Source organism: Nitrospirota bacterium (assembly GCA_016194305.1).
GTDB lineage: Bacteria > Nitrospirota > Nitrospiria > JACQBW01 > JACQBW01 > JACQBW01.
Genome location: JACQBW010000023.1, coordinates 1 through 11,007, shown reverse-complemented (window position 1 = coordinate 11,007; position 11,007 = coordinate 1). Strand labels below are relative to the sequence as shown.

Genomic DNA, 11,007 nt, shown 5'->3' with positions numbered 1-11,007 from the left:
CCCGGTTGAATATCGGTTATTTCTACGGCCATTTTATTGACGTCTGACATAAAATCTCTCCATTTACTGGCTATTCAATCGCTTTATTATGCCCGGGGCATCCTACAAATTAAGTGAATTCGTCATTAAACCTAATGATACCATTCCTTTGAATTTGGTGTCAAATAGAGGTTCAAACTTTTTTAAGACTTAGATGCAGCTTCCTGGTATATCTTGAGGCCTTCCCTGACCGCCTTGACCACCGCTCTGGGAGATATCGTCGCTCCCGAAAATTGATCAATTCCTCCCCCATCCTTTTTCACATCCAGGAAAGGGCTCCCTTTATCGGTTTTGGTCTCCAGGGCAATCCCTTTAAACTCATTCCGCCATTTTTCTTTAGTAATCTTGTCTCCCAGACCGGGTGTTTCCTTATGGGATATAATTTCAATTCCCGTAATCGACTTGTCAGGAGCCACCCCCAGCATGAATTCGATATCTCCGGTATACCCGTCATGGGCAACAACTGAAAACGCGGTTCCAACCAGTTTGCCCTCTTTCGTTCCATGGTATAGCGTGATTTTAACCGGATTTCCTCTTGCGTCTTTTCCCTGATCCACCTCGACAAAGTCCTTGTCAATTTCATTATCCGTCGGAGGGAGTACCGATTTTAACGAGCGGATCTTTTTTTCTCTCTTTTGCTTCGCGATATTGTCCTTCGTAAAGGCATAAACCCCTCCGAGAATGAAAGCGGCGCCCATACAGACGGCAGTTAATGCGATGACCAGTTTATTGATTCCGCCCACCTTATTTCGCTCCATATAGATGAGGTTGAATATAGCGGTCAATCATCGGCGTCAGGCTATTCATCAGTAAGATGGCAAACGAAACCCCTTCCGGGTATCCGCCCCACATCCGGATAATCACGGTTAATAGGCCGCATCCGGCACCAAACACCAGTTGTCCCTTCGGCGTATTCGGACAGGTCACCATATCGGTCGCCATAAAGATCGCACCCAGCATTAGACCTCCCGATAGCACATGAAAGAGCGGGTTCGCGTAGTGCGCCGGATCAATCAACCAGAATATTCCGCTAAACGCGGCGACCGTCCCGATCATGGAGACCGGAATATGCCAGGTAATGTAATGTTTATATAAGAGGTAAACTCCCCCCAGAAGAAGAAGGAGGTCAGACGTTTCACCCAGACTCCCCATCGTATTTCCGATAAACATATTCCAGAATTGATGGGTATCCGCATCAGGCACCGGTTTATGGGAAAGTCGGGCCACCTGAACCACTCCAAGCGGGGTAGCACCTGTGGTCACATCGGCGCCGGAGAGGAAAGGATGAATATTTTCCCAGGTCGTCATCTGCAGGGGGAATCCGATCAGCAGTGCCACTCTCCCGACCAGAGCCGGATTAAAAGGATTGTATCCCAATCCTCCGTAAATCTGTTTTCCAATCGCGATCGAGAAGAAAGAACCTAGCACGGTCATCCACCAGGGTGAACCAGGAGGAAGGGTCATCGCCAGTAATAATGCGGTCAGGACCGCACTTCCATCGATGATGGTAATCTTCTGTTTGAGCGCCTTTTGCATTCCCGCTTCCGTGATGAGGGCCGCCAGGATCGAGACCAGTATGACCTGGATAGCGCTCCATCCAAATAGATAAATTCCGGCCAGGGCTGCAGGAATCAGAGTCGCGATGACCGTATACATTATCCGGTTGACGTTGGTTTCGGTCCGGACGTGGGGCCAGATTCCCAGGACCATCTCTTTGTCAGCGGGCTTTGCTTTTGGCTGCGCCGGTACCGGCTTAGGTTGGGGGACGGGCGTCTTTATTTCTTCTACATTTTCAGACATGATTCATTCCAGATTGAAACGGATGATTGATACGAAATCGGAACAACCGGTTATTGAAGATAATCAGCTTCATTAAACCATCACAACTTTTTTCTTTGTCGATGCCAGATCCATCTTGATGTGGCGGATCTGGTGGACAATCGGCCTGCGCGAAGGGCAGACATAGGAACAACACCCGCACTCAATGCAGGCCAGGGGATGATATTTTCTCGCCTCGGTAAAATTCAGGACTTCCGCGGTGACCGAAAGCATATTGGGAAGTAGTCCGACCGGACAGGCTTCGATACAGGCGGCGCACCGGATACAGGCCCTGCTCTCCTCGATGGAAACCTCTTCCTTCGGAAAAATCAGAATGCCGCCGGTCCCTTTCACCACGGGGGTATCCAGTGTAAACTGGGCAGGTCCCATCATCGGGCCGCCCATGATAACCTTTCCCGGCTCCCCTGCAAAACCGCCGCAGTAATTGATAATATCTTCAACCCGCGTGCCGATCCGGACACGCAGGTTCTTCGGCTGCATGACACCTCTTCCCGTTACGGTTATAATCCGGTCAATCAGGGGTCTTCCGAAACGAACAGCTTCGTAGACCGCCGCCGCTGTTCCAACATTCTGGACCACCAGGCCGAGATCCATCGGAAGACCTCCGTTTGGAACCTCAAGTCCCAGAATCGCCTGAATCAGCTGTTTTTCCCCCCCCTGGGGATATTTCGTCTCGAGTTCAACGACTTTCGTTTCGACAAGCCGATCTCCTTCCCGACCGACCGCTTCTTCCATAATACGAAGGGCGTCAGGTTTGTTGTCTTCGATGCCGATATAGGCTTTTTTAATTCCGAGGATCCGGGTTAAAATCTTTAACCCTTCAATGACCTCCTGGGGCTGTTCAACCATCAGGCGGTGATCGGAGGTCAGATACGGTTCACATTCCACGCCGTTTAGAATCAAGGTGTGAATTTTCTTGTCTTTGGGAGGGTTCAGCTTGACATGGGTCGGAAAAGCCGCTCCTCCCAGTCCCACAATTCCCGCTTTGGTAATGATCTTCTTAGTCGTGTCCGGATCAAGGTTCAGATAATCAGGATGCTCTTCAAAATCCCCGATCCATTCGTCCTGCTTATCAGACTCGATGGTAATGGAAAGGATCTGATTTCCGCTGGGATGAGGAGAAGGAGCGACCTGGGTCACTTTTCCGGACAGGGAGGCATGGATGGGTGCGGCAATGGTTCCGGTCGTCTCTCCAATCAACTCGCCCTTTTTAACCAATGCCCCGATCGCAACCAGGGGTTTACAAGGGGCTCCGATATGCTGGCTGAGCGGGATAATCACTTTATCCGGCAAAGGAAGTGTCTCAGTCGCTCCCCCCTGGGTAAATTCCTTGCCATAAAAAGGGTGGATCCCTCCGGGAAATTTCTTTCCTTTTATGATCATGGGGATATCTCTTTCCTGTCTTCTTTTTTTAATAAGTCCTTTAATTCGCTCATAAATTCATTGATATCTTTAAATTCCCGATAAACCGATGCGAACCGGACATAAGCAACCGGATCAAGATCATGGAGTTTACGCATCACCTCTTCTCCGATGATGTTGCTTGGAATTTCCGACTCTCCCATTTCCTGAATTTTTTTCTCAATCTGGGTTACAGACTCCTCCAGGAGAGACATGCTCACCGGTCTTTTTTCACACGCTTTCTTTAAACCCTGAAGAATCTTCTGGCGTTCGAAAGTCTCCCTCCGTCCATCCTTCTTGATTACCATCGGAAAATTTCCCTCGACGCGCTCGTAAGTCGTAAAACGCCTTTCGCAGGAGATGCATTCTCGCCGCCTGCGAATCACGTCCCCTTCTTTGCTGAGCCGGGAATCAACGACTTTATCCTCAACGTGATTGCAAAAGGGACAACGCACTTTATATTCTCATCACTTTAAAAAACTGCAGCGGGGGCTAAATATTAGCAATGGATCCAGCGAGAAGTCAAGGAAGTTTTGGCCTGAAGAATCAGCCTTTTTGATTGAAAAAGAGGGGATATTTCAAAGATGAAACCCAGGCCCGGAAAAATGTTTCAATTCTGAAAAAAATCAGGACAGGACCGTTTTGATCCCCGCTTCGGTCCCTTTTTTGATCAGCGCAACCACCCGGTCTCCAGCCTGCAATTCGGTCTCTCCTTTCGGCAGAATCACGTCATCTTTTCTTAAGATCGATATAAGAATGGATCCTTCTGAGGGTTTGATATCCTTTAACTTTTTCCCGATGGCGTGGGAGTTGGGAGAAAGTTCAAATTCGATAATTTCTACGCTTCCGCCACGTAAGGTCAAAAGGGGTATGACCATATCCTCTGCCTGAACCTGTTCCTCGATGAGCGAATCGATAATTCGGGTTGAGCTCACTGTGGCATCGACGCCCAGTTTTACAAACACATCTTCATGTCGCGGATCATGTACACGTGCAATGGTTCTTCTACAATGAAAAATAGTTTTGGCAAGTTGGCATATCACGAGATTATCTTCATCCTTTTCGGTTACGGCGACCACAACATCCGCCCGGTTGGCACCTCCTTCTTTCAGAACCTGGACCCTGGATCCCGCCCCTTCCATGACGGACTCTCCAAACGTGTTCCTCAGTTCTGGAATCTTTGCACGGTCCTTCTCGATTAACAGGACTTCGTGTCCCTGGGCGAGAAGTAGCGACGCCAGGTTGGCACCCACTTTTCCGGCTCCAACAATAATAATATACATAAAGGTTTCTTCTCTTATCGATGAACCAGGTTAATAATGTTGTCCAGGGCAAAATTGGTTGGACAGATCGTTTCAAGTCCAAGTTTCTGGTACACTTCCGCCAGGGGTGGATCAAATATGCGGACGATCACCCTTCCGACATTTCTTTTCAGTTTGATCATCTGGCCGATCATGATATTGATATCATCCTTGCCCGTCACCACAATGGCAATATCCGTTTTATCGCCGAAGACCTGTTCCAGTATCTCTTCGCCAAAAATATTTCCAGTCATTTTCCGGACGGCACTCTCTTCTCCCAGATTTCTAAATTTTGCCTCGTCCTTGTCAACGATCGTCACCTGATGACTCTCCTTTGCCAGATTTCGAGCCACAGAAGCGCCCAATCTTCCTGAACCGATTACCACTATTCTCATTTTTCTGCCTCAATCTTCAATAATTTTCTCCCGGAAGTTTATCGATTATCACCTCACAAGGCGCGTGCCGCAACAGGACATCCGACGTTCTTCCCAAAATATTCTCCGTCAACCCGATGTGAGATCGGATCCCGAGAACAATCATATCCACATCATTCTCTCTGGCAATTCTGGAAATTTCCTCACCGGCGATTCGAGCACGGTGAATCATTTTGTCGGTTTTCAATCCATGAAGTACGACAATAGAATCGGCTCTCTCCAGGGCTTCTTTTGCTTTCAGCTCCAGATCCGGTAGCGGAATGCCAAGCGGCATGGTCCTCGGTATTTCCATAATATAAGCAAGAAAGATTTCAGCCTTTTGTTCCTGACCCAGCCTGCAGGCGAGTTCTACTCCCCTTTCTGAATAAGGAAATCCGCTGGTTGGAACCAGAATCTTTTTGACGGCAAACAGGGAATGCCGGGCTTTCGCCGCTGCCTCTCCCACCTGACGAGGCGGATGAAGCATCCACCAAAGAAATGCCCCCATCGTAGAAGAAAAGATCATGGCCAGCATGATTCCTATTAAATGCGCCTGGAATCCCATTGTCAGAGAGTTGGAGAATTTTTCCGTGTTTCTAAATAAGCTCTGCTAAAATAGCGGACAAAATATCTTAACCGGTATAACCCGAACAGAAAAAATGATCCGCCTACGAGGTATCCCATAAATGAAGACCGCACACCCAGACGGAAGAGTATCAAAAAACCAAAGCTGACAAAAGCCACAGAATGTGCAAACTGGAAAAAATCGACCCAGCGGAGTGTCAAAAATATTTTCGAAAGGCGGGTTTTCATTTGGATCGGGCCCCTGCCAGTTTATCCCGTTCCGCCAAAGCACTTTTATATTCTTCAACCAGTTCAAACTCCTCTGCGGCAGTGAGAACCATGAGCTGCTCTTTTTCCCAGTCCCGTTCAAGGCTCTTAAATATCGGATACCCCATTTTCTTCCGGTACCAGGCGTAATACCCGAAACAGAGGAGAATCCAGGCCGGTCCTGCAATCCGGCCGATCGCATGGGTCAGGATCACTTCAAACAGGATCAAACTAATCCCCAACATGCCAATAAAAGCCAGAATGGGAAGGTAAACCACCTCTCCCTTATATTTCAATTTGATATTCCACGGCATCCGGTAGGGTCTTGGACTGTAGGGATCAGAAAACCTCAGTTTGATGAGTGCAATAAAGACCATGGTATAACCTAATGAGGCGCCAAATGCATACATATTGCCCAGGGTATCCATCGCACTGGGAGAAAGAAACGAAAGAAATGTCTGAACGACTCCGACCAGAGAGAAAACCATAATGGTACGTACCGGCGTATGGTATTTAGGATGGACCACGTCAAACCAGGATGAAATAAGCTTGAATTGTGACATCGAATAGGCAAGGCGGGAAGCGCCCATGATTCCGGCGTTCGAAGAGATAAAGAGGATGATCGCTCCTAACATCGCGGCGAGAATACCGGCCACAGGCCCGATCATTGGCAGGGCTCCTGCCAGCACTGCTACCGGATTATCCACATGTTTTGCGAATTCCTGCCAGGGAAGTACTCCCAAACCCAGGATGGAGAGAGAAAGCGCAAAGATAAAAACGGAAAAGACCAGCGTGATAGACGTTCTCGGGATGATCGTAGCCGGCCGCCGCGTTTCCTGTGCCGCCTGGGAGATCGACTCGAGTCCAACAAATGAGATGATGGCCAGAGAGGACCCGTACATAAAATTATGGAAAGAGGGAAACTGATGGACCCATTGATCGACCAGGAGCTCTGGCTTCCACGCAAAAACAAAACCGACGATGACCAGAAGCGATTCCATGGCAATCGTCACGCCGCCTAATACTTCGTTCAGGAGCGACGATTCCCGCACCCCTTTGATATTAAGCATCATGAGAAAGAATATAATAAGAAGTGATTCGATACACCAAACAGGATTCACCTGATGGAGCATGCCGAAATCAAATGCGAAGTAATCTATCGAATGCCCCGTGATATAGGGGAGAAAGAAATTAACATATCCGGCACTTGCCACCGCAAAGAGAGCAATGTCGATCGTATAGTCCAGCATCAGCGCGGATCCTCCGACAAAACCCCAGAAATCACCGAGACCACGGAGGCAATAGTAAGGACCGCCACCCGAAACGGGATAGGCCGAAGCCAGTTCGGTATAGGCCAGGCCAATCAGGATATAAACAATCCCGGCCAGAGCAAAGGCCAGCCCGGCGGCCCCCTGGACATAGGCAATCACAAGCCCGAGAGCAACGTAACTATCCGCGCCGACATCCGCGAATCCCCACATATAGGAACCCCAGATCGTTACATCTCTCCGGAGTTCCTGCTTAGGCTCTCCGCTTATAACCTTTTTGGGCTGGACCACCTCATTCATCGATAAATCAGGCCTCAAAAGGGGGTCGGAAATTTTTTGCAGAGGGCTTTAACCTGTTTCTTGATCTTTTCAAATTCTTCCGGGCGGTCGAGATTTTTGAGAACAGAGTCGATCAGATCGGCGATTTGAACCATTTCTCGAACTTTCATGCCGCGCGTCGTCACTGTGGGAGTTCCGATTCTCACACCGCTGGTCACAAACGGAGGTTTGGGATCGAAGGGAATGGCATTCTTGTTGAGGGTGATTCCCGCAACATCAAGGGCGGCTTCAGCTTCTTTTCCTGAATAAGACTTCTCCCTCAAATCAACAAGAAATAGATGGGTATCGGTCCCCCCTGAAACAATGGGATACCCTTTTTTAGACAATGCTTTGGCGAGGGCCTGCGCATTTAAAACAACTTGTTTCTGATAACTTTTAAACTCTTTTCCCATTGCCTCTTTAAACGCAACAGCCTTGGCCGCGATCACATGCATTAAAGGACCTCCCTGAAGTCCAGGAAATACCGCTTTATCGATTCCTTTGGCAAATTGCTCCCTGCAGAGAACCATCCCGCCTCTTGGACCTCTCAAGGTCTTATGGGTCGTGGTCGTGACAAAATCTGCAAACTCAACCGGATTGGGATGCACTCCGGCGGCGACCAGGCCGGCGAAATGGGCCATGTCGACCATAAAAAGTGCTCCCACCTTATCGGCAATTTCCCTAAATCGCTTAAAGTCAATGACTCGGGAATAGGCACTTCCCCCAGCTACAATTATTTTTGGTCGCGATTGCAAAGCCAGTTCTTCCACTTCATCATAATTGATAAGTGCTGTCGATTGATGAACTCCGTAAGAAACGACTTTGTAAAGATTTCCTGAAAAACTGACCGGGCTTCCGTGAGTTAAATGTCCGCCATGTGAAAGGCTCATCCCTAGGATGGTGTCGCCCGGCTTGAGAACCGAATAATATACCGCCATGTTGGCCTGCGAACCCGCGTGAGGTTGAACATTAACATGTTCTGCATTGAAAAGTTTCTTGGCTCTTGAAATCGCCAGAAGTTCGGCGATATCGACAAATTCACAACCGCCGTAATATCTCCTTCCGGGATACCCTTCCGCATATTTATTCGTGAATACGGACCCCTGAGCCGCCATCACCGCGGGACTGGCATAATTCTCAGACGCAATCAGAACGATCTTCTCCTTTTCCCGTTTCTTTTCCAGTTCGATGGCCTGGTAAATTTCCGGATCTCTCGTTTTTAAGGATGACATAGACTTTCCTCTTATTTCTTTTGGGGGTGAAGATACAGTTGTTTTTCTAACGCTTCGATTTTTTCCAATCGCCTTTGGTGGCGCCCCCCTTCGAATTCAGCATCGAGCCAGACCGACAGAATAGCGGGAATCTTCTGAGGTTCCAGAACCCTTTCTCCCAGGATCAAGACATTTGAATTATTATGGAGACGGCTTAATCGGGCCGTTTCGACATCCGTGACCAGCGCCGCCCTAACGCCGGGAAATTTATTCGCCACGATCGACATGCCCACGCCGGATCCACAGATCAAAATGCCTCGTTCCGCTCTGCCGGCTGAAACCGCTTCACCGACCAGAATTGCGGTATCCGGATAGTCTGAAGAATCTTTTGTGTGATTTCCTATATCTTCAAAAGCGATTTTTTTTGCCTGGAGCAGGCCGACGATTTCTTTTTTGAATTCAAACCCGGCGTGATCGGATCCAATGATTATTTTAGTGATATTCGCCATTTATTTTCGAACATCCAGCTATGACGCTTTGAAGGTTAGAGGAGGGGACCGCGAGCCTAAACCACGCTCCGATGGAAGAATGGCCGTCCCATTAAGATAAATGGGGATGGTAGCTTAGAGAGGATTGAGGAGTCAAGCCTTTTTCATGACCCTTTTTTCGGGTTTTTGTTCCAATCTGAGAGGAATTTATTCAATCCGGAGTCGGTCAGGGGATGCTTGGTCAGTTGCATAATAACGGAATAGGGAATGGTCGCAACATGGGCTCCTAACATGGCCGCGTCAATCAAGTGAACCGGATTGCGGACCGACGCAACCAGGACTTCCGTGTTAAACGCATAATTGGTAAAAATCGTGACAATTTGCTGAATCAGGTCCATTCCGACATGGCCGATATCATCCAGGCGTCCTACAAAGGGAGAAACATAAGCCGCGCCTGCTTTGGCCGCCATCAAGGCCTGGATCGGAGAGAAAATCAGGGTGGTATTGACCCGGATATTCTCTTTGCTCAAAATTTTAATGGCCTTGAGCCCTTCAGAAGTCATCGGAATCTTGACCACTACATTGGAATGGATTTTCACCAGTTCCAGACCTTCTTTCACCATCTCTTTCGCATCAAGTGCGACGACTTCGGCGCTGATCGGTCCATTCACAATCGAACAGATCTCCCGAATAACGCCTTTCAGATCTCTTCCCTCTTTCGAAACGAGCGAAGGGTTCGTGGTGACCCCGTCGATCACCCCCAGGTCATTCGCCTCCCTTATTTCGGCAACATTTGCGGAATCAATAAAAAACTTCATGTGCAGTTTCCTTTCTTATTTCATTTTTATAAAATCTATTTCGGCAGCTTCAGACTTTTCCCTCGACCGGGCGTCAAGCGGATTAGCCTTCTTCCCGGAAGGCGCCTTCTGACTCCGGATTGAATCGGCCAGAATCTGGACTGTATGCCGGACCACTGTCTTGTTTCCGGCCTGAGTCAGGGCGTCTCCGATATGGAGAGAGCAGCCGGGACAACCGGTCGCTACTGTTTCAACCTGACTCTCTTCAATTCGAGCCACCTTCTCCTCCGCAACCTTCATGGCAAGGTCATAGTGCTTCAGCGAAAATATCCCTCCGAATCCACAGCAGCGATCCGCGTCTTTCATTTCTTTAAATTGAATTCCCGGAATGGCTTTTAAAATCTCTCGCGGCGATTCTGAAATGCCAAGGCCCCTTTTTAAATGGCAGGGATCATGAAAACTGACCGATTGATTAATTTCACCCAATCCCGTTGTAATGTCGACTTTTTGAGAAAGGAATTCATGGACATCCCAAACCAGAGCCTGAAATTTTTCAACGCGTTTTTCATCTTCGGGAAACAATTTGGGATATTCCTTCTTAAAGGTATAGGCACAGGACGCGCAGGAAGTGATGACGGCATCAACTTTCATCTCTTCGAGCATCTCCATGTTTTTCAGAGCTATTTTTTTTGCGGAACTTCTTTCCCCCATTGAAATTAAAGGAATTCCGCAGCAGAGCTGGACGGGAGGAATAAGAACTTCAATCCCGTAATGGTTTAATACCTCTACCGTCGCCTTTCCAATTTCAGTCTCCGAAAAATTGATGACGCATCCCGGGAAAAAAGCGACTCTCCCTTTGGGCAGACCGGCCAGGGCAGGCCTCTTATTTTTTTGGAACTGACGGTAAAAGGGAATTCTTGCAACGGGAGGAAGATTCCTCTTCTTTCCATTTCTGACAAAGGGAAGGAGTTTCCCAATCACGCTCTCGACTGGGATCGTTTCATAAAATATTCTCCTTAATAAGTCAAGCCCTTTCAGAAGCGGATAGAGCGGACGTCCCCATGCGACGCCCGAAGCGATCCACCGGTTCAAAATACCCAT

12 protein-coding genes are annotated in these 11,007 nt (G+C 48.4%); all 12 read right to left on the bottom strand.

From position 1 onward, the window contains the following. Window positions 1-182: 182 nt before the first annotated feature. Window positions 183-797: an RnfABCDGE type electron transport complex subunit G gene (locus HY200_07940; protein ID MBI3594875.1), complete on the bottom strand. Its 615-nt coding sequence runs from the start codon at window positions 795-797 to the stop codon at window positions 183-185. Further along, window positions 784-1,749 (bottom strand): RnfABCDGE type electron transport complex subunit D, encoded by a 966-nt coding sequence (locus tag HY200_07935; protein MBI3594874.1) that lies wholly within the window; start codon window positions 1,747-1,749, stop codon window positions 784-786. Before HY200_07935 ends, HY200_07940 begins: the two co-directional genes overlap by 14 nt. A gap of 162 nt (window positions 1,750-1,911) precedes the next feature. Continuing rightward, window positions 1,912-3,261: an electron transport complex subunit RsxC gene (rsxC, locus tag HY200_07930; GenBank protein MBI3594873.1), complete on the bottom strand. Its 1,350-nt coding sequence runs from the start codon at window positions 3,259-3,261 to the stop codon at window positions 1,912-1,914. Beyond that, a complete protein-coding gene (gene nrdR / locus HY200_07925) occupies window positions 3,258-3,734 on the bottom strand; it encodes a transcriptional repressor NrdR (protein ID MBI3594872.1) in 477 nt (158 codons plus the stop codon). The genes rsxC and nrdR overlap by 4 nt, the downstream gene beginning before the upstream one ends. Before the next feature lie 171 nt (window positions 3,735-3,905). Continuing rightward, window positions 3,906-4,562 carry an NAD-binding protein gene (locus tag HY200_07920; protein MBI3594871.1) on the bottom strand — a complete coding sequence of 219 codons (657 nt, stop codon included), beginning with the start codon at window positions 4,560-4,562 and terminating at the stop codon, window positions 3,906-3,908. A 14-nt stretch (window positions 4,563-4,576) separates the two neighbouring features. Then, entirely contained in the window at window positions 4,577-4,975 is a 399-nt protein-coding gene (locus HY200_07915; protein ID MBI3594870.1) for a TrkA family potassium uptake protein, read from the bottom strand. Window positions 4,976-4,991: 16 nt separating this feature from the next. Further along, window positions 4,992-5,519 carry a universal stress protein gene (locus tag HY200_07910; GenBank protein MBI3594869.1) on the bottom strand — a complete coding sequence of 176 codons (528 nt, stop codon included), beginning with the start codon at window positions 5,517-5,519 and terminating at the stop codon, window positions 4,992-4,994. Window positions 5,520-5,802: 283 nt separating this feature from the next. Continuing rightward, the gene (locus HY200_07905; protein MBI3594868.1) at window positions 5,803-7,392 is read right to left on the bottom strand and encodes an APC family permease; all 1,590 of its coding nucleotides are present in this window, start codon (window positions 7,390-7,392) and stop codon (window positions 5,803-5,805) included. Window positions 7,393-7,406: 14 nt separating this feature from the next. Further along, complete coding sequence (locus HY200_07900) at window positions 7,407-8,642, bottom strand: serine hydroxymethyltransferase (protein MBI3594867.1); 1,236 nt, start codon at window positions 8,640-8,642, stop codon at window positions 7,407-7,409. Between the two features lie 11 nt (window positions 8,643-8,653). Next, window positions 8,654-9,130: a ribose 5-phosphate isomerase B gene (gene rpiB, locus HY200_07895; GenBank protein MBI3594866.1), complete on the bottom strand. Its 477-nt coding sequence runs from the start codon at window positions 9,128-9,130 to the stop codon at window positions 8,654-8,656. Window positions 9,131-9,273: 143 nt separating this feature from the next. Then, window positions 9,274-9,927 (bottom strand): fructose-6-phosphate aldolase, encoded by a 654-nt coding sequence (gene fsa, locus HY200_07890; GenBank protein ID MBI3594865.1) that lies wholly within the window; start codon window positions 9,925-9,927, stop codon window positions 9,274-9,276. 15 nt (window positions 9,928-9,942) lie between these two features. Next, window positions 9,943-11,007 (bottom strand): (Fe-S)-binding protein (locus tag HY200_07885; GenBank protein ID MBI3594864.1); only part of this gene is annotated, 1,065 nt, incomplete at its 5' end.